The organism is Caulobacter endophyticus, assembly GCF_003116815.1.
Classification (GTDB): domain Bacteria; phylum Pseudomonadota; class Alphaproteobacteria; order Caulobacterales; family Caulobacteraceae; genus Caulobacter; species Caulobacter endophyticus.
Map to the genome: position 1 here is coordinate 13,643 of NZ_QDKQ01000074.1, position 25,236 is coordinate 38,878.

31 protein-coding genes are annotated in these 25,236 nt (G+C 66.4%); 29 read left to right on the plus strand and 2 right to left on the minus strand.

The window, feature by feature from the left end:
- Positions 1 to 16: 16 nt before the first annotated feature.
- Positions 17 to 2,092: a S9 family peptidase gene (locus DDF67_RS22815; protein ID WP_109455080.1), complete on the plus strand. Its 2,076-nt coding sequence runs from the start codon at positions 17 to 19 to the stop codon at positions 2,090 to 2,092.
- 205 nt (positions 2,093 to 2,297) lie between these two features.
- Here the strand turns inward: DDF67_RS22815 and DDF67_RS22820 are convergent, their stop codons facing one another.
- Positions 2,298 to 5,159, minus strand: coding sequence for a TonB-dependent receptor plug domain-containing protein (locus DDF67_RS22820; RefSeq protein ID WP_109455081.1), 2,862 nt, complete (start codon positions 5,157 to 5,159; stop codon positions 2,298 to 2,300).
- Positions 5,160 to 5,504: 345 nt separating this feature from the next.
- Here DDF67_RS22820 and fdhD point away from each other — a divergent pair, with 345 nt between their 5' ends.
- The 5 genes from fdhD to DDF67_RS22845 all read left to right on the plus strand — a co-directional run bounded on the left by fdhD (position 5,505) and on the right by DDF67_RS22845 (position 11,691).
- A complete protein-coding gene (gene fdhD, locus DDF67_RS22825; protein ID WP_109455082.1) occupies positions 5,505 to 6,320 on the plus strand; it encodes a formate dehydrogenase accessory sulfurtransferase FdhD in 816 nt (271 codons plus the stop codon).
- On the plus strand, positions 6,320 to 8,614 hold the full coding sequence (locus tag DDF67_RS22830) for an FdhF/YdeP family oxidoreductase (protein WP_109455083.1): 2,295 nt from the start codon (positions 6,320 to 6,322) through the stop codon (positions 8,612 to 8,614). The genes fdhD and DDF67_RS22830 overlap by 1 nt, the downstream gene beginning before the upstream one ends.
- 51 nt (positions 8,615 to 8,665) lie before the next feature.
- On the plus strand, positions 8,666 to 9,829 hold the full coding sequence (locus DDF67_RS22835; protein ID WP_233247740.1) for a GNAT family N-acetyltransferase: 1,164 nt from the start codon (positions 8,666 to 8,668) through the stop codon (positions 9,827 to 9,829).
- 13 nt (positions 9,830 to 9,842) lie between these two features.
- The gene (locus tag DDF67_RS22840) at positions 9,843 to 10,748 is read left to right on the plus strand and encodes a transcriptional regulator (protein WP_233247741.1); all 906 of its coding nucleotides are present in this window, start codon (positions 9,843 to 9,845) and stop codon (positions 10,746 to 10,748) included.
- Between the two features lie 103 nt (positions 10,749 to 10,851).
- Positions 10,852 to 11,691 (plus strand): GIN domain-containing protein, encoded by an 840-nt coding sequence (locus tag DDF67_RS22845; protein WP_109455084.1) that lies wholly within the window; start codon positions 10,852 to 10,854, stop codon positions 11,689 to 11,691.
- Between the two features lie 194 nt (positions 11,692 to 11,885).
- On the opposite strand, the gene DDF67_RS26290 is transcribed toward DDF67_RS22845, so the two are convergent.
- Entirely contained in the window at positions 11,886 to 12,641 is a 756-nt protein-coding gene (locus DDF67_RS26290; protein WP_109455085.1) for a hypothetical protein, read from the minus strand.
- Between the two features lie 626 nt (positions 12,642 to 13,267).
- On the opposite strand from DDF67_RS26290, the gene rpsJ reads away from it, so the two are divergent.
- From rpsJ to DDF67_RS22965, 23 genes are all read left to right on the plus strand, one after another.
- Positions 13,268 to 13,576 (plus strand): 30S ribosomal protein S10, encoded by a 309-nt coding sequence (gene rpsJ / locus DDF67_RS22855; RefSeq protein ID WP_004616952.1) that lies wholly within the window; start codon positions 13,268 to 13,270, stop codon positions 13,574 to 13,576.
- A 14-nt stretch (positions 13,577 to 13,590) separates the two neighbouring features.
- Positions 13,591 to 14,355 carry a 50S ribosomal protein L3 gene (rplC, locus tag DDF67_RS22860; protein ID WP_058348431.1) on the plus strand — a complete coding sequence of 255 codons (765 nt, stop codon included), beginning with the start codon at positions 13,591 to 13,593 and terminating at the stop codon, positions 14,353 to 14,355.
- The gene (gene rplD, locus DDF67_RS22865) at positions 14,355 to 14,993 is read left to right on the plus strand and encodes a 50S ribosomal protein L4 (RefSeq protein ID WP_109455086.1); all 639 of its coding nucleotides are present in this window, start codon (positions 14,355 to 14,357) and stop codon (positions 14,991 to 14,993) included. Before rplC ends, rplD begins: the two co-directional genes overlap by 1 nt.
- Positions 14,993 to 15,289 carry a 50S ribosomal protein L23 gene (locus DDF67_RS22870; RefSeq protein WP_058348433.1) on the plus strand — a complete coding sequence of 99 codons (297 nt, stop codon included), beginning with the start codon at positions 14,993 to 14,995 and terminating at the stop codon, positions 15,287 to 15,289. The genes rplD and DDF67_RS22870 overlap by 1 nt, the downstream gene beginning before the upstream one ends.
- Positions 15,290 to 15,292: 3 nt before the next feature.
- Entirely contained in the window at positions 15,293 to 16,129 is an 837-nt protein-coding gene (gene rplB / locus DDF67_RS22875; protein ID WP_109455087.1) for a 50S ribosomal protein L2, read from the plus strand.
- A gap of 3 nt (positions 16,130 to 16,132) precedes the next feature.
- A complete protein-coding gene (rpsS, locus tag DDF67_RS22880; protein ID WP_029912294.1) occupies positions 16,133 to 16,411 on the plus strand; it encodes a 30S ribosomal protein S19 in 279 nt (92 codons plus the stop codon).
- 2 nt (positions 16,412 to 16,413) lie between these two features.
- Entirely contained in the window at positions 16,414 to 16,794 is a 381-nt protein-coding gene (gene rplV, locus DDF67_RS22885) for a 50S ribosomal protein L22 (protein ID WP_058348435.1), read from the plus strand.
- On the plus strand, positions 16,794 to 17,543 hold the full coding sequence (gene rpsC, locus DDF67_RS22890; RefSeq protein WP_058348436.1) for a 30S ribosomal protein S3: 750 nt from the start codon (positions 16,794 to 16,796) through the stop codon (positions 17,541 to 17,543). The genes rplV and rpsC overlap by 1 nt, the downstream gene beginning before the upstream one ends.
- A 12-nt stretch (positions 17,544 to 17,555) precedes the next feature.
- Positions 17,556 to 17,987, plus strand: coding sequence for a 50S ribosomal protein L16 (gene rplP, locus DDF67_RS22895; protein ID WP_109455088.1), 432 nt, complete (start codon positions 17,556 to 17,558; stop codon positions 17,985 to 17,987).
- Positions 17,988 to 17,992: 5 nt separating this feature from the next.
- The gene (gene rpmC, locus DDF67_RS22900; RefSeq protein WP_058348438.1) at positions 17,993 to 18,184 is read left to right on the plus strand and encodes a 50S ribosomal protein L29; all 192 of its coding nucleotides are present in this window, start codon (positions 17,993 to 17,995) and stop codon (positions 18,182 to 18,184) included.
- 10 nt (positions 18,185 to 18,194) lie between these two features.
- The gene (gene rpsQ, locus DDF67_RS22905; protein ID WP_058348439.1) at positions 18,195 to 18,434 is read left to right on the plus strand and encodes a 30S ribosomal protein S17; all 240 of its coding nucleotides are present in this window, start codon (positions 18,195 to 18,197) and stop codon (positions 18,432 to 18,434) included.
- An 18-nt stretch (positions 18,435 to 18,452) separates the two neighbouring features.
- Complete coding sequence (gene rplN, locus DDF67_RS22910; RefSeq protein ID WP_058348440.1) at positions 18,453 to 18,821, plus strand: 50S ribosomal protein L14; 369 nt, start codon at positions 18,453 to 18,455, stop codon at positions 18,819 to 18,821.
- Entirely contained in the window at positions 18,821 to 19,135 is a 315-nt protein-coding gene (gene rplX / locus DDF67_RS22915) for a 50S ribosomal protein L24 (protein WP_101719241.1), read from the plus strand. Before rplN ends, rplX begins: the two co-directional genes overlap by 1 nt.
- Complete coding sequence (gene rplE / locus DDF67_RS22920) at positions 19,128 to 19,685, plus strand: 50S ribosomal protein L5 (protein WP_109455089.1); 558 nt, start codon at positions 19,128 to 19,130, stop codon at positions 19,683 to 19,685. The genes rplX and rplE overlap by 8 nt, the downstream gene beginning before the upstream one ends.
- A 23-nt stretch (positions 19,686 to 19,708) precedes the next feature.
- Positions 19,709 to 20,014, plus strand: coding sequence for a 30S ribosomal protein S14 (gene rpsN, locus DDF67_RS22925; RefSeq protein ID WP_101715816.1), 306 nt, complete (start codon positions 19,709 to 19,711; stop codon positions 20,012 to 20,014).
- 10 nt (positions 20,015 to 20,024) lie between these two features.
- A complete protein-coding gene (rpsH, locus tag DDF67_RS22930) occupies positions 20,025 to 20,423 on the plus strand; it encodes a 30S ribosomal protein S8 (protein WP_058348444.1) in 399 nt (132 codons plus the stop codon).
- Positions 20,424 to 20,441: 18 nt separating this feature from the next.
- Positions 20,442 to 20,975 (plus strand): 50S ribosomal protein L6, encoded by a 534-nt coding sequence (gene rplF, locus DDF67_RS22935; protein ID WP_101719243.1) that lies wholly within the window; start codon positions 20,442 to 20,444, stop codon positions 20,973 to 20,975.
- Positions 20,976 to 20,978: 3 nt separating this feature from the next.
- Positions 20,979 to 21,329: a 50S ribosomal protein L18 gene (rplR, locus tag DDF67_RS22940; RefSeq protein ID WP_101715818.1), complete on the plus strand. Its 351-nt coding sequence runs from the start codon at positions 20,979 to 20,981 to the stop codon at positions 21,327 to 21,329.
- A gap of 10 nt (positions 21,330 to 21,339) precedes the next feature.
- Entirely contained in the window at positions 21,340 to 21,945 is a 606-nt protein-coding gene (rpsE, locus tag DDF67_RS22945) for a 30S ribosomal protein S5 (RefSeq protein WP_058348447.1), read from the plus strand.
- A 3-nt stretch (positions 21,946 to 21,948) separates the two neighbouring features.
- Entirely contained in the window at positions 21,949 to 22,134 is a 186-nt protein-coding gene (gene rpmD, locus DDF67_RS22950; RefSeq protein ID WP_058348448.1) for a 50S ribosomal protein L30, read from the plus strand.
- Positions 22,135 to 22,262: 128 nt separating this feature from the next.
- Positions 22,263 to 22,748, plus strand: a complete 486-nt coding sequence (gene rplO / locus DDF67_RS22955; RefSeq protein ID WP_109455090.1) for a 50S ribosomal protein L15 — start codon at positions 22,263 to 22,265, stop codon at positions 22,746 to 22,748.
- Positions 22,749 to 23,042: 294 nt separating this feature from the next.
- Complete coding sequence (secY, locus tag DDF67_RS22960; protein ID WP_109455091.1) at positions 23,043 to 24,401, plus strand: preprotein translocase subunit SecY; 1,359 nt, start codon at positions 23,043 to 23,045, stop codon at positions 24,399 to 24,401.
- Positions 24,402 to 24,524: 123 nt separating this feature from the next.
- Complete coding sequence (locus DDF67_RS22965) at positions 24,525 to 25,094, plus strand: adenylate kinase (protein ID WP_058348451.1); 570 nt, start codon at positions 24,525 to 24,527, stop codon at positions 25,092 to 25,094.
- The last annotated feature ends 142 nt before the right edge of the window (positions 25,095 to 25,236 follow it).

Below are 25,236 nucleotides of genomic sequence, written 5' to 3' on the forward strand. Positions count from 1 at the left end.
TTCGCCAGGATCGTCCATGCGCCGCCCCAAAAAATTGCTGCTCGTTTCGCTGCTGGCCCTGGCGGCGGCGAGCCCGATGGCCAGCGCCGCCGCCGTTCGCGAGGCGCCCCAGGCGCTGTTCACCGGCCGTGACCTGTTCGGCCTGGAAGTCGCTTCCGATCCGCAGATCCGTCCCGACGGCGACCTGATCGCCTATGTCCGGGCCTCCAACGACATCATGGTCGACCGCGCCGTGCGCTCGATCTGGCTGGTCGATACGAAGACCGGCGCCCAGACGCCGCTGGTGGCGGGGCAAGGCTCGGCCATGTCGCCGCGCTGGTCGCCCGATGGCCAGCGCCTGGCCTATGTGCTGGTGACGCCCGACGCCGGCGCGCAGCTCTACGTGCAGTGGGTCGCCACGGGACGCACCGCGCGCCTGGCGACCCTGGTCGAGGCGCCCAGCGACCTGACCTGGTCGCCCGACGGCAAGACCATCGCCTTCACCATGCTGACCGCCGACGACGGCGCCAAGCTGGGCTCGGCCCCCGAGGGCAAGCCGGAGAACGCCAAGTGGGCCCCGCCGCTGACCGTCGAGACCCGCGTCACCTTCCGGGGCGACGGCGAGGGCACGCTGAAGGCGGGTTTCTCGAAAATCTACACTGTCTCGGCCGAGGGCGGGGCGCCGCGCCAGCTGACCTTCGGCAAGTTCGACGACCGTGGTCCGCTGTCCTTCACCAAGGACGGCCGCTACCTGCTGTTCTCGGCCAACCGCGCCGAGGGCTGGGAGCGCAACCCGGCCGAGGCCGAGATCTGGCGCCTGACCCTCGCCGACGGTTCGCTGAAGGCCCTGACCACCCGCGTCGGCCCCGACGCCAATCCGGTGGTGTCGCCCGACGGCCGGCAGGTGGCCTATGTCGGTTATGACGACGCCCGCCGCCGGGGCTACGAGAACACCCGCCTCTACGTGATGGACATCGACGGCGGGAACAGCCGCGTCCTGACCGGCGATCTGGACCGCTCGATCGACAACCCGGTCTGGTCGGCTGACGGTCGCAGCCTGTACGTCTCCTATGACGAGAACGGCTCGGTCCGCGTCGCCCGCGCGGACCTGTCGGGCAAGATCGAGACGGTGGTCACCGGCCTGACCGGCGCGGGCCTGGACCGCCCTTACAGCGGCGGCGCGTTCAGCGTCGCGCGCGACGGGACCGTGGCCTTCACCCAAGGCTCGACCAGCCGTCCCTCCGACGTCGCGATCGCCCGCAAGGGCGGCGAGGCCAGGCGGCTGACCGCGCTCAACGCCGACCTGCTGGGCGCCAAGACCCTGGGCAAGGTCGAGGCCCTCCCAGTCAAGTCGTCGTTCGACGGCAAGGACATCGGCGCCTGGATCGTCACCCCGCCCAATTTCGACCCGGCCAGAAAGTATCCGCTGATCCTCGAGATCCACGGCGGCCCGTTCTCGGCCTATGGTCCCAGCTTCTCGACCGACAACCAGCTCTATGCGGCGGCCGGCTACGTGGTGGTCTACGCCAACCCGCGCGGCTCGACGTCTTACGGCGAGGCCTTCGCCAACGAGATCGACCGCAACTATCCCAGCCACGACTACGATGACCTGATGAGCGCGGTGGACGCGGCCATCGCCAAGGGCTTCGTCGACACCGACCGCCTCTACGTCACCGGCGGTTCGGGCGGCGGCGCCCTGACGGCCTGGATCGTCGGCAAGACCAACCGCTTCGCCGCGGCGGCCACCCAGAAGCCGGTGATCAACTGGTCGAGCCAGGTCCTGACCACCGACGCCTACAGCTTCATGGCCTCCTACTGGTTCGGCAAGATGCCGTGGGAGGACCCGCAGGGCTACTGGGCGCGCTCGCCGCTGTCGCTGGTCGGCAACGTCAAGACGCCGACGCTCGTCGTGGTCGGAGACCAGGACCTGCGCACGCCGGTGGCCGAGTCCGAGCAGTACTACCAGGCCCTGCAGCTGCGCGGCGTGCCCACGGCCCTGGTCAAGGTTCCGGGCGCCAGCCACGGCGGCCTGGCCGTTCGGCCCTCGCAATCGGCGGCCAAGGCCTCGGCCATCCTGGCCTGGTTCGAGAAGTTCCAATCGCCGCCGAAATAGAAGAACCTCCCCCTGTGGGGGAGGCGGCCGAAGGCCGGTGGGGGGCCGTTTTCAGCTGCCGCTGTGTCAGCCGATCGCGCACCAACTCCCCCCACCGATCGCTGCGCGATCACCTCCCCCACAGGGGGAGGTTTCTGAGAAATCAAAGAAAAGGCGGCGGGTCCTTTCGAACCCGCCGCCCGGTCTTCGCTTGCAGCCTTAGGCCTTAGAACTTGGCCTTCACCGCCACGTAGAAGCGGCGACCGAGCACGTCGTAGGTCGACGGATCGGTGTTGGCCTGCACGTAAGAGGTGAAGTACGGCGGCTGCTTGTCGGTCAGGTTGGTGACGCCGCCCCGGATCGAGTAGGTATCGCTGATCTGCCAGCTGCCGTTCAGGTCGAGGTAGTCGACGGCGCCGATCTTCTCGGAGGCGTCGGCGGCGTCGACCATGTCGCCGATGTGGCGCCAGCGCACGCCCAGGTCCACCGGACCAAGCACCCAGCTGGCCGAGGCCGCGAACTTCCACTCGGGGTGGGAGACGGCGACCGAGCTGATCGAGGTGTTGCCGATGGTGCCCTTCAGTTCCTGGAACTCTTCGCCGGCCAGGCTCTGGACCTTGAAGCTGTCGAGGTAGTTGCCCACCAGGTTGAACTTCAGCGAACCGTACTTGTCGTCGAGGCCGACCGCGCCCAGGCCGAAGGCCCAGTCCGCCTGGAAGTCGACGCCCGTGGTCTTGTAGCGGGCCAGGTTCAGGTTGGTCAGGGTGAGAGTGTCGATCTCGCCCGTCGAGCTGTTGCGCGAGAACAGGCTGCAATAGTAGGCGCTGTTGGCGTCGCCATTGTAGCACTTGTCCAGCACGGTCGAGGCGTCGATGGTGCCGATCGCGTCCTTGATGTCGATCGAGTAGTAGTCGACCGACAGCGACAGGCGCTCGAACAGCGGGTTTTCGAAGCGCGGGGTCCAGACGAAGCCGACGTTGTAGGTGTTGGCCGTCTCTTCCTTAAGGTCCGGGTTGCCGCCGGTGAGGGCGTTCACCTGGCTGTTGGTGTAGGTGTAGCTGTCGATGATCGCCGACGGCACGCCTTGCGCCAGGCATTGCGTGCGCACGGCGGCGGCGTTGGCGCCGGTCGTCCGGTAGCTGCTGTTGTAGGCGCAGGGGTCTTCGCTGATCGACGGATAGTCCTGGTTCTGCGGCGAGTAGAGTTCGCCGATCGACGGGGCGCGGACGGCGCGCTGGTAGCCGCCGCGGATGCGGAAGCCGTCGACCACCTCCCAGTCGCCGTCGACCTTGTAGGCGCCGACGGTGCCGATGGTCTCGTAGTCCGACATGCGGTAGCCGGCGTCGAGGTTCAGCGACTTGACGAACGGCAGGTCCTTGAGGACCGGCACCAGGATTTCGCCGTACAGTTCGTAAACGTCGCTCGAGGCGTTGATGGCGTCGGAAGCGTTGAAGCCGACGACGTCGCCGGTCGAGAGCAGGCTGTCAGGCACGTACTGGAAGCTGTCGAACTTGTAGTCCGCGCCCCAGGCGCCGCGCACTTCACCGGCCGGCAGGTTGAAAAGGCCGCCCTGGAAGTTCAGCTCGACCATGCGCTGTTCGGCGGCGGTCCAGTTCTTGGTCGTGCGCGAGATATACGAGCGGCACGAGTCCGAAAGGGCGTTGTTGCCAAAGGGATCGTAACCGCCGTCGCAGATGCTGGCGCCGCCGTCGGCCGCGTCCAGCAGGGTCTGCACCGCCGAGTGGCTGACGTTGCCCGACTGGGTCTCGTTCTGCTCCGAGCGGCCGAACGAGGCGTAGAGGTCGTAGGTCCAGTCCTTGAAGCCGGTCGCGCCGCGCACGCCGCCGGCCAGCTGGAAGACGTTGAAGGTCGTTTCCGACAGACGGGCGCCGACGTCGGTGAAGCGCTTACGCAGCAGGAAGTCGGCGGTCGGGTCCGCGCGGCTCGCCAGGATGCTCGACAGGTCTTCGGGGATGAAGGGGTTGGTCACCGGCACGCTGAAGCCTGTCGAGGTCGCGGCGGGCGCCGGCGCCAGGATGGTGCGCGAGTCGTAGTGGGTGAAGTTGAACGAGCCGTAGACCTCGGCGTGCTCGTTGATCTCGTACTCGGTGGCCGCATAGGCCGAGTAGCGGGTCAGGGGCAGCTGCAGCAGGTTCAGGGCGCCGGTGTTGTAGGTGCCGTTGACCGGGATCGTCGAGTAGTCGATCGCGTCCGAGCCGGTGTAGTTGACGCCGTTGTAGAACAGCGTGCCGTCGTTGTTGAAGCCGAGGTTCGACGAGGCGCTGACCGTGCCGTTGGCGTAGCCGTACTTGGAGAACACGGCGTCGATGGCCGCTTGGGTCGGCAGGTTCGTGCCGGTGGCGTCATAGCGGCCGTACGGGGTGGTCGACGAGGCGCCCGAGATTTTCGCGAAATCGCGGGCGGCGTTGTAGACCTCGCCGCGCTGCGAATAGCTGACCGAGAACACGGCGTGGCCCTTGTCCTCGGCGTACTTGCCGCCGGCGGTCAGGCTGAGCGAGCTTTCCTTGCCGTCGCCCTGCTCGGTGACGCCGTACTGGGCGTCCATCTGCAGGCCGGTGAAGTTCCTGTTGAGCTTGAAGTTGACCACGCCCGACAGGGCGTCCGAGCCGTAGGTCGCCGAAGCGCCGCCCGAGATCACCTCGATGTTCTGGATCAGGGCCGAGGGGATGATGTTGACGTCGACCGTGCCGTCCGAGTTGGACGGAACCACGCGATGGCCGTCGATCAGCACCATGGTGCGCTGGGTCCCCAGACCGCGCAGGTCGATGTTGGCCTGGCCGCCGTTCGACGGGTTGTTCGAGGTCGACGACACCGCCGGCACGAACTGCGGCATCTGGTTGAGCAGGGTGTCGACCGTGACCGAACCGGTCTTCTCGATCGCTTCCTGGCCCATCGTGACGATCGGGCTGTTGGAGACGTAGTCGCGGCGCGCGATGCGCGAGCCGGTGACAACCACTTCCTCCACGGCGGCCGCGTCGTCGGTCGTCTGGGCCTGCGCCAGCACCGGCGCGGCCGTCAGGGCGATGACGAGCGCGGAGGCGCTCAGCAGATAGGTATTTCTAGCCATTCATAGTCCCCAGTATTCGCCAAGGCTTCGCAGCCAAGGCCATTGAGGCGGAATAAAATTTCGCCGTGGGGCAGGGATGGGCGGGGTTTGTTTCGTGATTGTGAGGTGAAAGTTCTGTAACGTTCCGATGAATTACAAGAGCGGCGGAATGCGAGTTGCGTCAAACCGTATGCCGGCGACTTTCAGTGAAATCGGATATCGGCAGGAAATCTGGCGCGCTGCTTTTGAAGCAAATCGCCGTTTTGTGTTGACCTTGTCGCAAACTGACCGCGTGGCCGGGGGGACACACCCCGTGTTCGTCTTTCGCCATGGCGGCGGCGGCGCCCAAACTGTAGTCTTCCGGCCATGTCCGATGCTTCCGCCCGCCTCCGATCCGCCCTGGAATGGCGCGCGCCGGGGCGCGCTGCGCCGACCGACCGCTGGACCCCCCAGGAAACAGCCGTCGGTCTGTCGTTCGATGGTCGTCCCCACACCGTGCTGATGGCTACGCCGGCCCAGGTCGAGGACCTGGCGCGGGGCTTCACCATCACCGAGGGCGTCGCCCGCGCCGATGAGATCGTCTCGGTCGAGGCGCGTACCGAGGATCTGGGCATCCTGGTCGACGTGCGCCTTTCCGAAGGCGTGGTCCGCCGCAAGGCCCGTCCGCGCAATCTCGAAGGCCGCTCCAGCTGCGGGCTGTGCGGCGTGCAGCGTCTGGCCGACGCCGTGCGGCCCCTGCCGCCGGCCGTCGAGGGCGTGCGCGTCGGCCACGCGGCGGTGCCGGCCGCGCTGGCCAATCTCGAAGCCGCCCAGGCCCTGGGCCGCAGCACCCGCGCCACCCACGCGGCGGCCTTCTGCGACGCGGACGGCCGGGTATTGCTGCTGACCGAGGACGTCGGCCGCCACAACGCACTCGACAAGTTGGCCGGGGCCATGGCCCGCGAGCGTCGCGACGCCGGCGACGGCTTCGTGCTGGTGACCAGTCGCTGCTCGTTCGAGATGGTCGAGAAGGCCGTGCGCATGGGCGCCGGCATGATAGTCGCCGTCTCAGCCCCTACCGACCTGGCCGTGCGGAGGGCCGAGGAAGCGGGCCTGACCCTGGTGGCCCTGGCCCGGGCCGACGGCCACATGGTGTTTTCCCGTCCCGACCGCCTGGTCGAGGCGGCGCTGGAGGTAGCGTAATGGCCGATGACGGCAAGATCCCGGGCGTAAAGCCCTACGATGCGCCCGCCGGCGGCTGGGGCGCTCTGAAGGCCGTGGCCGGCGCCCTGGCCGACCAGGAGACCATCGTCGAGGGCGGCAAGACCCTGATGCGGGCCAACCAGCCCGAGGGCTTCGACTGCCCCGGCTGCGCCTGGCCCGATCCCAAGCACACCTCCTCGTTCGAGTTCTGCGAGAACGGGGCCAAGGCGGTTGCCTGGGAGGCGACGGCCAAGCGCGCCAGCCCCGAGGTGTTCGCCGCCCACACCCTCAGCGAGATGCTGACCTGGAGCGACCACGCCATCGAGGACCTGGGCCGCCTGACCCACCCCATGGCCTATGACGCCGCCAGCGATCGCTACCTGCCCATAGAATGGAGCGAGGCCTTCGCCCGCACGGGCGCGGCGATCCAGGCGCTGGAAAGCCCGCACCAGGCCGAGTTCTACGCCTCGGGTCGGGCCAGCAACGAAGCGGCGTTCCTGTTCCAGCTGCTGGGCCGCAAGGTCGGCACCAACAACTTCCCCGACTGCTCGAACATGTGCCACGAGCCGACCAGCGTCGGCCTGCCGGACTCGATCGGCATGGGCAAGGGATCGGTCAGCCTGGAGGACTTCGACTACGCCGACCTGATCCTGTGCTTCGGCCACAACCCCGGCACCAACCATCCCCGAATGATGGCGACCCTGCGTGAAGCCTCGCGCCGGGGGGCGACGATCATGGCCTTCAATCCGCTGGTCGAGCGGGCGCTGGAGCGGTTCGCCTCGCCCCAGGACCCGGTCGAGATGGCGACGCTGTCTTCGACCCCGATCGCCTCGCGCTACTATCAGGTCAAGGTCGGCGGCGACGCGGCCGTGGTGCAAGGCCTGATGAAGGCGGTGCTAGCCTTCGACCGCGCCGCGCGCGGCGCCGACGAGCCGGCCGTCCTCGACGACGACTTCATCGCCGAGCATACGGCGGGTTTCGACACCCTGGCGGCGCACCTGGACGCCCTGTCCTGGGACGAGATCGTCGGCGTCGGCGGACTGTCGCGCGCCGAGATCGAGGAGGCCGCGGCCATCTACGCCCGGTCCAGCGCCACGATCCTCTGCTACGGCATGGGCCTGACCCAACACCGCAATTCGTCCAGCACCGTGCAGCAGCTGGTGAACCTGCTGCTGCTGCGCGGAAACATCGGCCGGGCGGGGGCGGGAATCTGTCCGCTGCGGGGCCACTCCAACGTCCAGGGCGACCGTACGGTCGGCATCTGGGAGAAGCCCTCGGCGGCGCTGCTCGACTCCCTGGCCAAGGTGTTCGGCTTCGAACCGCCGCGCGACCACGGCCACACGGTGGTGGAGGCCATCGAGGCCATGGAAGCGGGGCAGACCAAGGTGTTCGTCGGCCTGGGCGGCAACTTCGCCGTCGCCGCGCCCGATCCGGTCCGCACTCACGCGGCCATGCGCAGGGTCGACTTCGTCGCCCACATCGCCACCAAGCCCAACCGCACCCATCTGCTGGTCGGACGCGAGGCGCTGCTGCTGCCGTGCCTGGGCCGCACCGAGATAGACCTGCAGGGCGGGGTGCGCCAGTCGGTGACGGTCGAGGACTCGATGTCGATGGTCCACGCCTCGCGCGGCCTCAATGCGCCCGCCTCCGAGCACCTGATGTCCGAGCCGGCCATCGTCGCCGGCATCGCCCGGGCGGCGCTGGGCTCGGCGGATAGCGTCGACTGGGAAGGACTGACGGCCGACTATGACCGCATTCGCGACCTGATCGAACAGGTCTTTCCGACCCAGTTCGCCGACTACAACACCCGCATTCGCCAGCCGGGCGGCTTCCGCCTGCCGGTCCCGCCGGCCGAGCGCAAGTGGACCACGCCGTCGGGCAAGGCCAACTTCCTGTCGCATACGGGCCTGGACGATCCGCGCCGCGGCGACGCCTCGGTGATGCTGCTGACCACCCTGCGCAGCCACGATCAGTACAACACCACCATCTATGGCGAGAACGACCGCTATCGCGGCGTGTTCGGCCGCCGCGACGTGGTGTTCGTCAATCCCGAAGACCTGGCCGCGCTGGGCGTCGAGGAGGGGCAGCGCATCGATCTGGCGGCGGCATTCGATGAAACCGGCGCGCGAGTCGTGCGCGGGTTCACCGCCGTCGCGCGAAAAATTCCGCGTGGGTGCGTGGCCGCATACTATCCGGAAACCAATGCTCTAGTAGCACTGGAGGATCACGACCGGCGTAGTGGTACGCCGGCCTACAAGTCGGCGCCGGTGCGGTTAACCCTGCACGGGGCCTGACTGAGGGCCGCTGATCCACGCCCGGCGGTGTCCGCAAGGACGGGGAGCAGGGTGCTGGAACAGGGACTTCAGGCGCGGGTCGTTGAGGCCGCCGAGCTGAACGCCGCCGAGCGCGCGCGCTGGAACGCCTTGCGCGCCGCCGAGCCGGTGCTGGGCGGTCCGTACTTCGATCTCCGCTATATCGAGGCCGCCGCCGCCTGCGCGCCGGGCTCACGAATCGCCGTGCTGGAGCGCGGCGGCCGCATCGTCGGCTTCCTGCCGTTCCAGCGTCGCGGCTCGTCGATCCAGCCGCTGGGCGCGCCGATGAGCGATTTCCACGGCCTGATCGCCGAGCCCGAGGTCTGCCTGCCGGCCGTCCTGGCCCTGCTGGGCGCCGAGCGCATGCGGGTCAGCGGCCTGGTTTCGCCCCAGCCGCTTGCCGAACTTTCCGTGCGCTACGCCATGGCGGCCGACCTGACCGGCGGCTTCGAGGCCTATCAGGCCACCCGGAGCTCGGCTTTCCTGAAGGACAAGCGTCGTCGCGCCCGCGCCCTGGAGCGTGACCACGGCGAAATGGTCTTCACCTTCGAGCGTCCGGCCCTGGATCTGCTGGCCTGGCTTGTGGCCCAGAAGCGCGCCCAGATCCGCCGTACGCACCAGCACGACATCTTCGCCTGCGGCTGGACCATCGAGCTGCTGAACCGCCTGGCGGAATCCGACGCCGAGGATTTCGGCCTGCGTCTGGCCGTGCTGCGCGCCGGCGGAACGATCGTGGCGGCCGAGCTGGGCCTGACCGCCGGCGATCGCCATCACCTGTGGTTCCCGATCTACGACCCGGCCTTCGCACGCTATTCGCCTGGCGCGCTGATGACGCTGGAAACCCTGCGCGCGGCCGCCGAGCGCGGGATCGCCCGCGTCGACTTCGGACCCAGCGAGGAAGCCTACAAGGAAGACTTCGCCGTGCCGATGGAGCCGGTGCTGGAGGGCACGGTGGCCATGCGGCCGTCGCTGATGACCCACCTGCGCGGCGCGCCCGGCGCCGACCGTATCGACGAGGTCGGCAAGCGCCTGGCCCGCCGTTTGGACCGCATCGCCGCCTGCGAGCCCGGCCTTATGGGTCAGGTCAAGGGCGGCGCCAGTTTCGTCACCGGCCTGGGCCGGCGCCATCCGGCCGTCGGAGCCGGGATCGGCGTCGGCATCGGCCTTGGCTTGAGTCTCGGCCTGTTGGCCGACTGAGGGAGGACTACGCATGACCCGTCTCGTCGCGCCCTGGTCGGACGACCAGATCAAGGGCTTCCGCAAGAGCCCGATCACCTTCCGCCACAACCTGGCCGAATCCGGACTGTTCGACGACGACGCCCTGGCGCGCCTGCTCGACGCCTATCCGGCCGAACTCTACGACATCAACCTGTTCGACTTCGACGCCGACGGGCAGGCCACCATGCGCACGGGCGCTCGGGGCCGCCTGCCGGGCCGCGAGGTGCTGGAAGGTGTCAAGGAAGGCCGCATCTGGGTGCAGCTGCGCCGGGCCGAGGCCTGGTATCCGGCGCTGACCCCGCTGATGAAGCAGGCCTTCGACGAGATCGGCGGACAGGCGAGGGGCTTTTCACCTGTCCAGCTGAACGGCCAGCTGATCATGTCGGCCCCCGGCGCCAAGGTGCCGTTCCACGCCGACGCCCCGGGCGTGATCCTGTTCCACCTGCGGGGCCGCAAGCGGATCTGGATCTATCCGGTGGACGAGGCGCACATGCCCCAGCAGGGCATGGAGAACATCATGCTCAAGCAGCAGACCGAAGACCTGCCGTATCGCCGCGACATGGATGCGGCCGCGGCGGTGTTCGACCTGGAGCCCGGCATGGCGGCCAGCTGGCCGCTGCACGCGCCGCACCGGATCGAGAACCTGGGCACCTTCAACGTTTCGCTGTCGGTGGACTACCAGACCTGGGGCTCGCGCCTGACCAACGGCGCGCACTTCGCCAACGGCGTGCTGCGCCGCTGGGGCCTGCCGGTCGCGGCCATGGACAAGACGCCGATGACCGCGCGCGCGGCCCTGTGGGCGGCTTCGCTCGGCCTCAAGCGGATGCGGCTGGTCGAGGATCGGATCAAGGACTTCGAGCGCAGCTTCGAGATCGGCGACACCCAGAAGGCGGCCTGACCGGGTTCGTGACAACAGCGTCATGACCTCGAATTAAGTCGTGTGGTGCGGCTCGTCCGACTAGCGTTCCCTCAACGCAACGCCATCCGAGGGGACTAAAAAGATGCGCGCACTCATCAGCCTGGCCGCCAGCGCGGCCGCTCTGGGCCTGGCCGGCGCGGCCGCCGCCGAGCCGTCCGTGAAGATCAAGGACGCCGTCGCTCGCGTCACCATCATTCCCGAAGCCCGCAGCGACGTGAAGGTCGAGTTCCTGACCACCAACGGCCGCCTGCCGCTGGAGGTCCGCAAGGTCGGCGGCCAGACGATCATCGACGGCGACCTGCGCCTCAAGCGCATCCAGAGCTGCAACGGCCGGGGCGAGGGCGCCTCTGTAAAGGTGCGTGACCTGGGCGAGGTGCGCTGGCAGGACATTCCGCAGATCGCCATCCGCGTGCCGATGAACGTCTCGGTGGGCGCCTCGGGCGCGGTCTATGGCAGCGTCGGTCGCAGCGACAGCGTGGAGCTGGCTAACGCAGGCTGCGGCGACTGGACGGTGGCCAACACCAGGGGCAAGCTGGAGATCAGCCTGGCCGGTTCGGGCGACACCAAGGCCGGCAACGCCGCCAAGGCCGAGATCAACCTGGCCGGGGCCGGCGACATCAGCCTGCAGGAAGTGTCGGACCTGGAAGTGTCGATCGCCGGTTCGGGCGACGTACGGGCCGCCGCCCTGCGCGGGGGCGACATAGACGTCAGCATCGCCGGCTCGGGCGGGGTCAAGGTCGCCGGCGGCCGCGCTCGCGACATAGACGTCAGCATCATGGGTTCGGGCGGAGTGAACTTCGGCGGCGAGGCCGACCGGGTGTCGCTGTCGGTGGCCGGCTCGGGCGATATCCGCGTCGCCAAGGTCAACGGCCCGGTCAAGAAGTCGGCCGTGGGCTCGGGCAACATCTACATCGGCCAGTGAGCCGCTAGGCCCTGGGAGTGCGGCCGCGGTTCGGCGCACACAGGTACATATATAAAGAGAACGCCCCCGGAGCTTTCGCTTCGGGGGCGTCTTGCTTTTCGTCGGGACCCGCCAGGGTAGGAGGGGGAGGGCGGGTCCCTTGAAAGGCTGCCTGCGGCCTTCCGGTGGGCGCCGGAAGGCCAGGGCTGCGGTTCTTAGCGAACCAGGAAGCCGAACAGGTCGCTGCCGGTGGCCAGGTCGGCGCCAGCGGCGTTGCGGGCCTTCAGGCTGCCACCGAAGGTGTAGCGCAGGCCAACCTTCACGGCGTCCGACTTCAGGTCGGCCAGGTCGTCGGCTTCGCTGTGGGTGTACTTGGCGAAGGTCGACCAGCCGGTGTTGGCGAACTTGTATTCGCCGCCGACGTTGATGTCCCAGATGTCGGCGTCGACGAGACCGTCAACGTTCGACCAGCCGAGGCCAGCGTCCAGACGGAAGTCGTCCGAGACGAAGTAGTTGGCGCCGGCGCGGACGGTCCACAGGTCGGCGTCCAGGTCGTTCGACTGACCGTAGGCGGCCAGACCCGTCAGGGTCACGTTGCCCAGGTACTTCTGGGCTTCGCCGCCGACGGCCCACAGGGTGTCGTTCGACGGACGGGCCAGGGCGGTGAAGCCGCCGATGCGCAGGCCGTTGCCGACGACGGTCGTGGCGTGCACGGCGCCGGTGGCGACGGTGCGTTGCGAGACGTCGCTGTCGGCGATCGAGACGTCGGCGGCGCCGGTGATCGTCCACGAACCGGTCGGGATGGCGACCGAGCCGTCGATGACGACCGAGGTGCCGTCGGCGTCGCCGACGTTGGTGTCGAGGTTGGTGTAGTCAACGGCGGCGCCGACCGAACCGATGTTCTGGGCGAAGGCGGGAGCCGAGACGGCGAAGGCCAGCACGGCGGCGGCGGCGAACAGTTGGGTCTTCATAGTGGGTAATCCCCTTACTCATGTGGTCTCGACGACGGGCGGTCGTTTTGGGGAGGGCCTCCCTTTCGTCGAGCGGGGCGGATCTATGAAGGTTCGATGACGGCCGCAAGGCTCTGCCGGAGCGTTAGAGGCTGCATGGTGCGCAAATACTACACTTGCAGGAACGAATTCGGTGTCTATACGCGCGGGTCGCGCACAAAGATTGTGTCGAACTAGCGTCTTGCGGTGAACATTGCTCTTTGAAGACGTGTTTCGGCCACATCTGTTAAGGGCTGCTTGCCGGCCGGCGCGGGGCGTTAAGCGCCGTTAAGGATGCCTCAACGAAACCCCGCCCGAACCGCTTGACGAAACCGATTCAGATACGTAAAAGCGCCCTTCTGTTGGACCGGCTGTGAGCTCTAGGGCTCAAACGCGGTTCGCAAGCGACCCGTAACCAGGCGTCCTTCTCATCCAGAGGAGGGTTCTCCTCGGAGGACGGCGTGGTTGCGGATCACCGGCCCTCGCAGGCGACTGCGTGGGCCAATTTGTTTTGCGGACGCTGCGTTCGGAGTTCTCGAAAGAGGAGTCCGGGTTGGTCTTTGAAATGGTTCGAGACGCGGGCGCAGCCCACTAGGAAACCGAGCGATATGGATCGTCAGAACATCCGCATCCGGCTCAAGGCCTTCGATCACCGCGTGTTGGATCATTCCACGCGCGAGATCGTGAACACGGCCAAGCGCACGGGTGCGACGGTGCGGGGCCCCATCCCCCTGCCCACGCTTATCGAAAAATTCACCGTCAACCGTTCGCCGCACGTCGACAAGAAGTCGCGCGAGCAGTTCGAGATCCGTACGCACAAGCGCGTCCTCGACATCGTTGACCCGACTCCGCAGACCGTGGACGCGCTGATGAAGCTCGACCTCTCGGCCGGCGTTGACGTCGAAATCAAGCTGTAAGGAGGGCCGAACTGATGACTCTCCCCGCTAACCGCACCGGCCTGATCGCCAAGAAGCTCGGCATGACCCGCTTCTTCGACGAAGCTGGCCAGCACGTGCCGGTCACCGTCCTGTCGCTCGACGGTTGCCAGGTCGTGGCTCAGCGCACTGTCGAGAAGGACGGTTACACCGCCCTGCAGCTCGGCGCCGGCGCCAAGAAGCCCAAGAACACCTCGAAGGCCGAGCGCGGCCACTTCGGCAAGAACTCGGTCGAGCCCAAGCGGGTCGTCGCCGAATTCCGCGTCGATGAAGCTGCTCTGATCGAAGTGGGCGCGGAATTCACCGCCGACCACTACGTCGCCGGCCAGAAGGTCGACATCCAGGGCGTCACCGTCGGTAAGGGTTTTGCCGGCGCCATGAAGCGCTGGAACTTCGGTGGTCTCCGCGCCACCCACGGTGTCTCGGTCTCGCACCGTTCGCACGGTTCGACCGGTAACCGCCAGGATCCGGGCCGTACGTTCCCGGGCAAGAAGATGGCTGGTCACCTCGGTCAGGAAACCGTCACCACCCTCAACGTCACCGTCTGGAAGGTGGACGTCGAGCGCGGCCTGATCCTGGTCAAGGGCGCTGTCCCGGGCCACGAAGGCAGCTACGTGAAGATCCGCGACGCCGTGAAGAAGGCCGCTCCGGCCGATCTGCCGCGTCCGGGCGCTTTCCGTAAGGCTGGCGAGGCTGCTCCGGCTGCTGAAACCCCCGCTGAAGAGGCCCCCGCGGCGACGACCGAAGAGGGCGAAGGCTAATGAAACTCGACGTCATCAAACTTGACGGCGCCAAGGCCGGTTCCGTGGATCTCGACGACGCCATCTTCGGCATCGAAGACATTCGCGGCGACATCCTGCAGCGTGTCGTCACCTGGCAGCTGGCCAAGCGCCGCTCGGGCAACCACAAGATTCAGGTTCGTAACGAGGTCTCTCGTACGAGCAAGAAGATGTACAAGCAAAAGGGCACCGGCGGCGCTCGTCACGGCTCGCGTCGTGCGGCTCAGTTCGTCGGCGGCGCCAAGGCTCACGGCCCGGTCGTCCGCAGCCACGCCTTCGATCTTCCCAAGAAGATCCGGGCCATGGCTCTGCGTCACGCCCTGTCGTCGAAGGCCAAGGCCGGCTCGCTGGTCGTGCTCGACAGCGCCATTCTGACCGAAGCGAAGACGGCCGCCCTGCGCGCCAACTTCGACAAGATCGGTCTGAAGAACGCCCTGGTCATCGCCGGTCCGGAAGTGGACGCGAACTTCAAGCTCGCCGCCCGCAACATTCCGAACGTGGACGTGCTGCCGAACGCCGGCCTGAACGTCTACGACGTGCTGCGTCGTCACACCCTGGTCCTGACCAAGGACGCGGTGGAAGCGATCTCGGCCCGTTTCGCTGAGAAGGAAGCCGCGTAATGGCCGCTACCGCCCGCCACTACGACACGATCCTGTCGCCGGTGATCACCGAAAAGACGACCCTGCTCAGCGAGCAGAACAAGGTTGTCTTCAAGGTGGCCGCCGATGCGTCGAAGGACGAAATCGCCGCCGCAGTCGAAGAGCTGTTCAAGGTCAAGGTCACCAAGGTCAACACCCTGGTCGCCAAGGGCAAGACCAAGCGCTTCCGTGGCATCGTCGGTCGCCGCACCGACGTCAAGAAAGCGATCGTGACCCTGGCCGAAGGCCAGTCGATCGACATCACGACGGGGCTCTAAGACATGGCCTTGAAGCACTTTAACCCGACCAGCCCCGGCCAGCGCGGCCTGGTGCTGATCGATCGCAGCGAGCTCCACAAGGGTCGCCCGGAAAAGAAGCTCGTTGAGGGCCTCTCGAAGTCGGGCGGTCGTGGCGGCAACGGCCGTATCGCCGTTCGCTTCCGCGGCGGCGGCGCCAAGCGCCTCTACCGTCTGGTGGATTTCAAGCGTCGTAAGCAAGGCACGGCCACGGTCGTTCGTCTCGAGTACGATCCGAACCGCACCGCGTTCATCGCCCTGATCAAGTATCAGGACGGCGAGCTGGCCTACATCCTGGCCCCGCAACGCCTCAAGGCCGGCGACGAAGTCATCACCGCCGAGAAGGTCGACGTGAAGCCGGGCAACGCCTCGCCGCTGCGTACGCTGCCGATCGGTACGATCATCCACAACGTCGAGCTGAAGCCCGCCAAGGGCGGTCAGATCGCCCGTTCGGCTGGCGCCTACGCCCAGCTGGTCGGTCGTGACGCCGGCTACGCCCAGATCCGCCTGAACTCGGGCGAGCTGCGCATGGTCCTCGACACCTGCATGGCCACCGTCGGCGCGGTTTCGAACCCCGACCACATGAACGAAAACCTCGGCAAGGCCGGTCGTGTTCGTCACATGGGTCGTCGCCCGCACGTCCGCGGCGTCGCCATGAACCCGGTCGACCACCCCCACGGTGGTGGTGAAGGCCGCACCTCGGGCGGTCGCCACCCGGTGACCCCGGCTGGTAAGCCGACCAAGGGCGCCAAGACCCGCGTCAACAAGGCCACGGACAAGTTCATCATCCGTTCGCGCCACAAAGCGAAGAAGGGCCGCTAAGCCATGACCCGCTCCGTCTGGAAAGGCCCGTTTGTCGACGGGTACCTCCTGAAGAAGGCCGACGCCGCTCTGTCGTCGGGCCGCAAGGACGTCATCAAGACCTGGTCGCGTCGTTCGACGATCATGCCGCAATTCGTCGGCCTGACCTTCGGCGTCCACAACGGCCAGAAGCACGTCCCGGTCTCCGTGTCGGAAGACATGGTCGGCATGAAGTTCGGCGAGTTCGCTCCCACGCGTAACTTCCCGGGCCACGCCGCCGACAAGAAGGCCAAGAGGAAGTAATCATGGCCAAGCAAAAGCAAGCTCGCCGCCTTGAAGGCGTTGAGGCGATGGCCAAGGTGCGCACCCTGCGCACCAGCGCCCGCAAGCTGAACCTGGTCGCTCAGTCCATCCGTGGCCTGAACGTCCAGCGCGCTCTGAACGAGCTCGAATTCAGCCACAAGCGCATCGCCCAAGACGTCCGCAAGGCGCTGTACTCGGCGATCTCCAACGCCGAGAACAACCACAACCTCGACATCGACTCCCTGGTCGTGTCCGAGGCCTATGTGGGCAAGAACCTGGTGATGAAGCGCTTCTCGCCCCGCGCCCGCGGTCGTGCGACGCGCGTGGAAAAGCCGTTCTCCGAGATCACGATCGTGGTCCGCGAACTGGGTGAGGCCGCCTAATGGGTCAGAAAGTCAATCCGGTCGGGCTGCGGCTCGGCGTCAACCGCACCTGGGACAGCCGCTGGTTCTCCGACGGCGACCAGTACGGCAAGATGCTGCACCAGGACCTCGCGATCCGCGCCGCCCTGAAGAAGCGCCTGTATCAAGCCGGCGTTTCGCGCATCATCATCGAGCGCCCCCACAAGAAGTGCCGCATCACGATCTATGCCGCCCGTCCGGGCGTCATCATCGGCAAGAAGGGCGCTGACATCGAGAAGCTCCGCAAGGACCTCTCGGTGATGACCGAAGGCGAAGTCCACCTGAACATCGTCGAGATCCGCAAGCCGGAAACCGACGCTCAGCTGGTCGCCGAGTCCATCGCTCAGCAACTCGAGCGCCGGATCGCCTTCCGTCGCGCGATGAAGCGTTCGATCCAGTCGGCCGTGCGTCTCGGCGCCAAGGGCGTCCGGATCAACGTCTCGGGCCGCCTCGGCGGCGCCGAAATCGCCCGCATGGAATGGTACCGCGAAGGTCGCGTGCCGCTGCACACGCTGCGCGCCGACATCGACTACGGTTTCGCGGAAGCCAAGACCACCTACGGCATCATCGGCGTGAAGACCTGGATCTTCAAAGGCGAAGTGCTGGAGCATGACCCGATGGCGCTGGACAAGCGTCTCGCTTCCGAATCCGGCCCGGCCGGTGAAGGCGGTGGACGTGAGCGCGGCGATCGCCCGGACCGCGGCGACCGCGGCCGCCGCAATCGGGACTAAGGATAGAGCGCTATGCTGTCACCGAAGAAAACCAAGTTCCGCAAGCAGTTCAAGGGCCGCATCCACGGCGCCTCGAAGGGCGGCACCCTGCTGAACTTCGGCTCCTACGGCCTCAAGGCCGTTGAGCCGGAGCGCATCACGGCTCGCCAGATCGAAGCTGCTCGTCGCGCCATCACCCGCCAGATGAAGCGTCAAGGCCGCGTCTGGATCCGCATCTTCCCCGACGTGCCGGTCACCGGCAAGCCGGCCGAAGTCCGGATGGGTAAGGGCAAGGGCGCCGTCGACTACTGGGCCGCTCGCGTGGCCCCCGGCCGCATCATGTTCGAAATCGACGGCGTGCCGGACGATGTCGCGCGTGAAGCGCTGCGCCTCGGCGCGGCCAAGCTGCCGATCCGCACTCGTGTGGTCACCCGCCTCGACGCGGGCGTGGCCGTGGAGGCTTGAGGCTCATGAAGATCGCCGACATCCGGGGCATGACCCCCGATCAACTCGCCGACACCCTGCTGACCCTGAAGAAGGAGCAGTTCAACCTGCGCTTCCAGGCCGCCACGGGTCAGGTCGAGAAGACCCACCGCGTGAACGAAATCCGCAAGGATATCGCGCGGATCAAGACCGTGCTGCGCGCCAAGGCCGCGGCGTAAGGAGAACGATATGCCCAAGCGTATCCTCGAAGGGGTCGTCGTCTCCGATAAGGGTGACAAGACCGTGGTGGTGAAGGTGGAACGTACCATCGTTCACCCCCTTCTGAAGAAGATCGTGCGCCGCTCTAAGAAGTACCACGCGCACGACGAAGCCAATGTGTACAAGACGGGCGAAACCATTCGCATCGTCGAGTGCGCTCCGAAGTCCAAGCTGAAGACCTGGGAAGCACTTCCCAAGGCTTCGGCCTAAGTCTGGAAGGTCTAAACCATGATCCAGATGCAAACTAACCTGGACGTCGCCGACAACTCTGGCGCTCGCCGGGTCATGTGCATCAAGGTGTTGGGCGGCGCTGGCCGTCGCTACGCCAGCGTTGGCGACGTCATCGTCGTCTCCGTCAAGGAAGCCATCCCGCGCGGTCGCGTGAAGAAGGGCGACGTTCTGCGCGCCGTCGTGGTTCGCGTGAACCAGGGCCTGAAGCGCAAAGACGGTTCGATGATCCGCTTCGACAAGAACGCGGCCGTCATCGTCAACAAGCAGAGCGAGCCGGTCGGCACGCGGATCTTCGGCCCGGTTCCCCGCGAACTGCGCGCCAAGAACCACATGAAGATCATCTCCCTCGCGCCGGAGGTGCTGTAATGGCTGCTAAGATCAAGAAGGGCGACCGCGTCGTCGTTCTCGCCGGCAAGGACAAGGGCAAGCAAGGCGCTGTGACCCAAGTCCTGCCGAAGGAAAACCGGGTTGTCGTGGAGGGCGTGAACATGGTCGCCCGCCACACCAAGCCGACCCAGGCCGACCCCCAGGGCGGCATCAAGCACAAGGAAGCCGCGCTGCACGTCTCGAACGTCGCCGTCGTGGATTCCAACGGCAAGCCCACCCGCGTCGGCTTCAAGATCGAAGGCGACAAGAAGGTGCGCGTCGCCAAGACGACCGGCGAGGTGATCAATGGCTGATCAAGCTTACGAGCCCCGGCTGAAGACCGTCTATCGCGAGCGCATCCGCGCCGCGATGAAGGAGCAGTTCGGCTACACCAACGAGATGCAGATCCCCAAGCTGGACAAGATCGTCCTGAACATGGGTATCGGCGAAGCCGTGGCCGACTCCAAGAAGGCCCAGCTGGCTCTGAAGGAACTGGAAGCGATCGCCGGCCAAAAGCCCGTCGCGACCCGCGCCCGCAAGTCCATCGCCGGCTTCAAGCTGCGCGAAGGCATGGTGGTCGGCGCGAAGGTCACCCTTCGCAAGGACCGGATGTTTGAATTCCTCGACCGCCTGGTCACGATCGCGCTGCCGCGCGTGAAGGACTTCCGTGGTCTGAACGGCAAGAGCTTCGACGGCCGTGGCAACTACGCCATGGGCCTGAAGGAGCACCTGGTGTTCCCGGAAATCAACTATGACCAGATCGAGCAGATCTGGGGCATGGACATCATCGTCTGCACCACTGCGAAGTCCGACCAGGAAGCCAAGGCTCTCCTGAAGGAATTCCAGTTCCCGTTCGTCAACTAAGAGAGCGGGAAGGGAAAGAAACCATGGCCAAGAAAAGCGCCGTCAACCGCAACGAAGCCGTCAAGGCTCTCGTCAAGCAATACGCCGAAAAGCGCGCCGCGCTGAAGGCGATCGCCAACGACGAGACCCTGCCGCTCGAGGAACGCTTCGAGGCTCGCCTCAAGCTGGCGAAACTGCCCCGCAGCAGCTCGCCCATCCGCATTCGCAACCGCTGCGAAGTCACGGGCCGTCCGCGCGCCTACTACCGCAAGCTTAAGATGAGCCGTCTGGCCCTCCGCGAACTCGGTTCGCAAGGCCTGATCCCCGGCCTCGTCAAGTCGAGCTGGTGAGGACGATCAGATGTCGATGAACGACCCCCTGAGCGACATGATCGCTCGCATCAAGAACGCCGCCCTGCGCAAGCGCAACAAGGTCTCGACGCCGGCTTCCAAGCTGCGCGCCCGCGTCCTCGACGTGCTGGCCGACGAGGGCTACATCCGCGGCTACTCGCTGGTCGAGAAGCCCGGTGCGTTCCCCGAATTCGAGATCGAGCTCAAGTACTTCGACGGTGAGCCCGTGATCGCCGAGATCAGCCGCGTGTCCAAGCCTGGCCGTCGCGTCTATTCGTCGATCAAGGACCTCAAGCCGATCAAGAACGGCCTGGGCATCTCGATCCTTTCGACGCCGAAGGGCGTCATGTCGGACACCGCTGCACGCGACGCTAACGTCGGCGGCGAAGTCCTCTGCCGCGTCTACTAGGCGCGGGAGGGAAAGAGCATGTCACGTATCGGTAAGAAAGCCGTCGCAATCCCCTCGGGCGTGCAAGTCACGCTCGCGGGTCAGACGGTCACGGTGAAGGGCCCGAAGGGTCAGCTGTCGTGGACGATCGCCGACGAAGTCGAAGTCAAGCAAGAGGGCGCTGAGCTCCTGCTGACTCCGCGCGTCGACACCAAGCGCGCCAAGGGCATGTGGGGTCTGTCCCGCACTCTGGTGGCCAACATGGTGCACGGCGTCACCGCCGGCTTCGAGGAAAGCCTCGAGCTGGTCGGCGTCGGTTACCGCGCCGCCATGAAGGGCACCGCCCTGAGCCTCCAACTCGGTTTCAGCCACGACGTGGACGTTGAGGCTCCGGCCGGCGTCACCTTCGCTGTGCCGAAGCAAACCGAAATCAAGATCGCCGGCATCGACAAGCAGGCGGTCGGCGAGATTGCCGCGAAGATCCGCCGCATCCGTCCGCCTGAGCCCTACAAGGGCAAGGGCGTGCGCTATGCCGGCGAGAAGGTTCGTCGCAAGGAAGGCAAGAAGAAGTAAGCCATGGCGCTCTCTCCTCGTGAATCGGCGGCCAAGCGCGCTCAGCGCAACCGGACCCGCCTCAAGTCGCTGGCCAACGGCCGTCCGCGCCTGTCGGTCTTCCGCTCGTCCAAGAACATCTACGCCCAGATCATCGATGATGAACGCGGCGTGACCCTGGCGTCGGCTTCCACTCTGGAAGCCGAAGGCAAGGGCGCGGATAAGGACGCTGCGGCCGCCGTCGGCAAGCTCGTCGCCGAGCGCGCGATCGAAAAAGGCGTCAAGGACGTCGTCTTCGATCGTGGCGGCTACATCTTCCACGGACGGGTGAAAGCCCTGGCCGACGCCGCGCGCGAAGCCGGCCTGAACTTCTAAGGGAAACACAATGGCTCGTGGTGACCAACAGCGCGGTGAAGGCGGTCAACGCCGTGACCGTCGCGACCGCAACGCCCCCGAAGAGCGGGTCGACAGCGACATCGTCGAAAAGCTCGTCCACATCAACCGCGTCGCCGCCACCGTTAAGGGCGGCCGTCGCTTCAGCTTCGCTGCTCTGATGGTCGTTGGCGACCAAAAGGGCCGCGTCGGCTTCGGTCATGGCAAGGCGCGTGAAGTGCCGGAAGCCATCCGCAAGGCGACCGAAGAAGCCAAGAAGACCATGATCCGCGTCCCGCTCCGCGAGTCGCGCACCCTGCACCACGACGGCGCTGGCCGTTGGGGCGCTGGCAAGGTCATGATGCGCGCTGCCCCTCCCGGCACGGGCGTCATCGCCGGTGGTCCGATGCGCGCGGTTCTCGAAACCCTGGGCGTCCAGGACGTCGTGGCCAAGTCGACGGGTTCCTCGAACCCGTACAACATGGTTCGCGCCACGTTCGAAGCCCTGAAGGTCCAGTCGTCGCCCCGCCAGATCGCCGCCAAGCGCGGCAAGAAGGTTGGCGACATCCTCGGCCGTCGCGCCGACGGCGCTTCGTCGCCGGAAGCCATCGAGGGCTAAGTCATGGCTGAAGCTAAGCAAGTCACGGTCCGCCAAACCGGCAGCCCGATCCGTCGCGAAAAGGACCAGCGCGCCACGCTCGCCGGTCTGGGTCTCAACAAGCTGGGCCGCGTGTCCACGCTGGAAGACACCCCGTCGGTCCGCGGCATGATCCGCAAGGTCGCGCACCTGCTGGAAATCGTCGAGTAAGTCTGTTACACGACGACCCAAGATCGCCACCCCGGTGAAAGCCGGGGTGGCTTTCGTTTGAAGTTTCTATCGTTTCCAAAGCCGAGTCTGGCCGCCGGCCAGGCGCAGATCTCCAAGGAGAGGCACATATGACCAAGCTGAACGAACTGGCTCCGGCTCCCGGCTCCACCAAGGGCCGCATGCGCGTCGGTCGCGGCCCGGGTTCGGGCAAGGGCAAGACCGCCGGTCGCGGTGTGAAGGGCCAGAAGGCGCGCTCGGGCGTCGCCATCAACGGCTTCGAAGGCGGTCAGATGCCGCTGCACATGCGCATGCCGAAGCGCGGCTTCAACAACCCCTTCCGCCTGCAGTTCGCCGAAGTGAACCTGTGGCGCCTGGAGCAGGCCGTCGAAGCCGGCAAGCTGAAGGCCGGCGCTGACGTCAGCGTCGCCGACCTGGTCGCCGCCGGCGTCATCCGTCGCGAGCTCGACGGCGTGAAGTTGCTGGGCAAGGGCGAAATCAAGTCGGCCCTGAAGCTGACCGTCTACTCGGCCACCGAAGCCGCCATCAAGGCCGTCGAGGCCGCTGGTGGTTCGGTCACCGTGACCAAGAAGGCCAAGGCTGAAGCCGAAGCCTAAGACCACAGTGTCATCCCGAGCCGCCCTGGATTTCTGATCCAGGCCGGCGCGGGAGCCGGGCAGGGTAGGGGCCTTTGCGCACCAGCTCGCCATAAAGCCCCATCGGGATGACGTTCTTTCGAGGCTCGCCGTGACATCACGGCGAGCCTCACCTATGTGTGGCTCCGCACTGGGGCCTAAGCCACGAGCGTCGGCGATTCCGTCGATCTCCGGCCAGGCCCCGTACAATACTTGGAGCGCGCTCCGCCTCGTCGCCTTCGACGATCCGGCCGCGCTCTCGTCGTGGGGAATTGAATGGCCTCGGCCGCCGAACAGCTCGCAGCCAACATGAACTTCGGGTCCTTCCAGAAGGCCTCCGAACTTCACAAGCGCATCTGGTTTACGCTCATCGCCCTGGTGGTGTTCCGCCTCGGCACCTACGTGCCGATTCCGGGCATCAACCCGGAAGCCTTCGCCAGCGCCTTCGCCGGCCAGTCGAAGGGCATCCTGGGCATGTTCAACATGTTCTCGGGCGGGGCCGTCGAGCGCATGGCGATCTTCTCGCTGAACGTGATGCCCTACATCAGCGCCTCGATCATCGTGCAGCTGATGGGTTCGGTGTATCCGCCGTGGGAAAAGCTGAAGAAGGAAGGCGGCGAAGCCGGCCGCAAGACCCTCAACCAGTACACCCGCTACCTGGCCGTCATCCTGGCCCTGGTGCAGTCGTTCTCGATCGCCGTCGGCCTGCAGACGCAGCCGAACCTGGTCTATTCGGAACTGCCCGGCTGGTTCTTCGTCCTGTCGACCGTCGTCTCGCTGACCGGCGGCACCCTGTTCCTGATGTGGCTGGGCGAGCAGATCACCAGCCGCGGCGTGGGCAACGGCGTGTCCCTGATCATCTTCGCCGGCATCGTAGCGGCGCTGCCGCGCGGTCTTGGCCAACTGTTCGTGACCGCCCAGAACACCGGCAACTACTTCCCGCTGATGGTGATCTTCGTGCTGGCCGTGGCGGTGATCTTCGCCATCGTGTTCATGGAGCGCTCGCAGCGCCGCCTGCTGGTGCACTATCCCAAGCGCCAGCAAGGCAACCGCATGGTCGGCGGCGACAGCTCGTTCCTGCCGCTGAAGATCAACACCGCGGGCGTCATCCCGCCGATCTTCGCTTCGTCGCTGCTCCTGCTGCCGACGACCGCCATGCAGTTCCTGAACCCGGCCAACCTGCCCAACTGGGCCCAGTGGCTGCCGCCCGTGGTCGGCGCCATGCAGCACGGCCAGCCGCTGTTCATGGCCTGCTACGCCGGCCTGATCATCTTCTTCTCGTTCTTCTACACCTCGGTGGTGTTCAATCCGGACGAGACGGCCGAGAACCTGCGCAAGTACGGCGGCTTCCTGCCGGGCATCCGTCCGGGCAAGCGCACGGCCGAGTATCTCGACTACGTGCTGACCCGCCTGACCGTGATCGGCGCGGCGTACATCACCGCCGTCTGTCTGTTCCCGGAAATCCTGATGGGCGCTCTTGGCAACAAGAACTTCGCCCTGGGCGGCACCTCGATCCTGATCGTGGTGACCGTGACCATGGACACCGTGGCTCAGATCCAGTCCCACCTGCTGGCGCACCAGTACGAGGGCCTGATCAAGAAGTCGAAGTTGCGCGGCGGCCGCGGCGGCCGCTGACGCAAGCGTGAAACCACCCGGAAGCCGGATTGTCACAATCCGGCTTCCGTTTTCTTTGAACGCATTCTAGGTCTGCCCTCGGTGAGGGGCGTCAGACCCTGGGAAACGCGTGAAGGGGCTTTTATGAACTTGATCCTGTTTGGCCCTCCCGGGGCTGGCAAGGGCACCCAGGCCAAGCGGCTGGTCGAGCAACGCGGCATGGTCCAGTTGTCGACTGGAGACATGCTGCGCGCCGCCATCGCCTCGGGCTCCGAGCTCGGCCAGAAGGTGAAGGGCGTGCTGGATCGCGGCGACCTGGTCACCGACGAAATCGTCATCGCGCTGATCGAGGAGCGCCTGCCCGAGGCCGAGGCCGCCGGCGGCGCCATCTTCGACGGCTTCCCGCGTACGGTCGCCCAGGCCCAGGCGCTGGACGTCATGCTGGCCAAGCGTGGCCAGAAGATCGACTCCGTCGTGCGACTCGAAGTAGACGAGCCGGCCTTGATCGAGCGGATCACCAAGCGATACGCGGAGCAGGGGCGGTCGGACGACAACCCCGAGACCTTCGTGAACCGTCTGGCCCGCTACAACGCCGACACCGCGCCGCTGCTTCCGTACTATCGTGAGCAGGGCAAGCTGGTGGAAGTGGACGGCATGGGGGCGGTGGAAGCCGTCGCCGCTTCGATCGACGCGACCCTGACGGTCGTGGCGTAGGTTTTAATGGAATCCGTTCCCAGAACGGATTCCGCCATTGACGGATGCGCAACGATCCCTATAACGGGGCGCTTCCGCGAAAGGGCGCGATCTGTGCGCGTCGGTCTGGGTCTTCGGATCGGGCCGGGCACGCCGTTCGCGT

Coding starts and splice junctions, on each gene's coding strand:
- DDF67_RS22815 (WP_109455080.1), top strand. CDS start 17: ATGCGCCGCCCCAAAAAATTGCTGCTCGTTTCGCTGCTGGCCCTGGCG.
- DDF67_RS22820 (WP_109455081.1), bottom strand. CDS start 5,159: ATGGCTAGAAATACCTATCTGCTGAGCGCCTCCGCGCTCGTCATCGCC.
- fdhD (WP_109455082.1), top strand. CDS start 5,505: ATGTCCGATGCTTCCGCCCGCCTCCGATCCGCCCTGGAATGGCGCGCG.
- DDF67_RS22830 (WP_109455083.1), top strand. CDS start 6,320: ATGGCCGATGACGGCAAGATCCCGGGCGTAAAGCCCTACGATGCGCCC.
- DDF67_RS22840 (WP_233247741.1), top strand. CDS start 9,843: ATGACCCGTCTCGTCGCGCCCTGGTCGGACGACCAGATCAAGGGCTTC.
- DDF67_RS22845 (WP_109455084.1), top strand. CDS start 10,852: ATGCGCGCACTCATCAGCCTGGCCGCCAGCGCGGCCGCTCTGGGCCTG.
- DDF67_RS26290 (WP_109455085.1), bottom strand. CDS start 12,641: ATGAAGACCCAACTGTTCGCCGCCGCCGCCGTGCTGGCCTTCGCCGTC.
- rpsJ (WP_004616952.1), top strand. CDS start 13,268: ATGGATCGTCAGAACATCCGCATCCGGCTCAAGGCCTTCGATCACCGC.
- rplC (WP_058348431.1), top strand. CDS start 13,591: ATGACTCTCCCCGCTAACCGCACCGGCCTGATCGCCAAGAAGCTCGGC.
- rplD (WP_109455086.1), top strand. CDS start 14,355: ATGAAACTCGACGTCATCAAACTTGACGGCGCCAAGGCCGGTTCCGTG.
- DDF67_RS22870 (WP_058348433.1), top strand. CDS start 14,993: ATGGCCGCTACCGCCCGCCACTACGACACGATCCTGTCGCCGGTGATC.
- rplB (WP_109455087.1), top strand. CDS start 15,293: ATGGCCTTGAAGCACTTTAACCCGACCAGCCCCGGCCAGCGCGGCCTG.
- rpsS (WP_029912294.1), top strand. CDS start 16,133: ATGACCCGCTCCGTCTGGAAAGGCCCGTTTGTCGACGGGTACCTCCTG.
- rplV (WP_058348435.1), top strand. CDS start 16,414: ATGGCCAAGCAAAAGCAAGCTCGCCGCCTTGAAGGCGTTGAGGCGATG.
- rpsC (WP_058348436.1), top strand. CDS start 16,794: ATGGGTCAGAAAGTCAATCCGGTCGGGCTGCGGCTCGGCGTCAACCGC.
- rplP (WP_109455088.1), top strand. CDS start 17,556: ATGCTGTCACCGAAGAAAACCAAGTTCCGCAAGCAGTTCAAGGGCCGC.
- rpmC (WP_058348438.1), top strand. CDS start 17,993: ATGAAGATCGCCGACATCCGGGGCATGACCCCCGATCAACTCGCCGAC.
- rpsQ (WP_058348439.1), top strand. CDS start 18,195: ATGCCCAAGCGTATCCTCGAAGGGGTCGTCGTCTCCGATAAGGGTGAC.
- rplN (WP_058348440.1), top strand. CDS start 18,453: ATGATCCAGATGCAAACTAACCTGGACGTCGCCGACAACTCTGGCGCT.
- rplX (WP_101719241.1), top strand. CDS start 18,821: ATGGCTGCTAAGATCAAGAAGGGCGACCGCGTCGTCGTTCTCGCCGGC.
- rplE (WP_109455089.1), top strand. CDS start 19,128: ATGGCTGATCAAGCTTACGAGCCCCGGCTGAAGACCGTCTATCGCGAG.
- rpsN (WP_101715816.1), top strand. CDS start 19,709: ATGGCCAAGAAAAGCGCCGTCAACCGCAACGAAGCCGTCAAGGCTCTC.
- rpsH (WP_058348444.1), top strand. CDS start 20,025: ATGTCGATGAACGACCCCCTGAGCGACATGATCGCTCGCATCAAGAAC.
- rplF (WP_101719243.1), top strand. CDS start 20,442: ATGTCACGTATCGGTAAGAAAGCCGTCGCAATCCCCTCGGGCGTGCAA.
- rplR (WP_101715818.1), top strand. CDS start 20,979: ATGGCGCTCTCTCCTCGTGAATCGGCGGCCAAGCGCGCTCAGCGCAAC.
- rpsE (WP_058348447.1), top strand. CDS start 21,340: ATGGCTCGTGGTGACCAACAGCGCGGTGAAGGCGGTCAACGCCGTGAC.
- rpmD (WP_058348448.1), top strand. CDS start 21,949: ATGGCTGAAGCTAAGCAAGTCACGGTCCGCCAAACCGGCAGCCCGATC.
- rplO (WP_109455090.1), top strand. CDS start 22,263: ATGACCAAGCTGAACGAACTGGCTCCGGCTCCCGGCTCCACCAAGGGC.
- secY (WP_109455091.1), top strand. CDS start 23,043: ATGGCCTCGGCCGCCGAACAGCTCGCAGCCAACATGAACTTCGGGTCC.
- DDF67_RS22965 (WP_058348451.1), top strand. CDS start 24,525: ATGAACTTGATCCTGTTTGGCCCTCCCGGGGCTGGCAAGGGCACCCAG.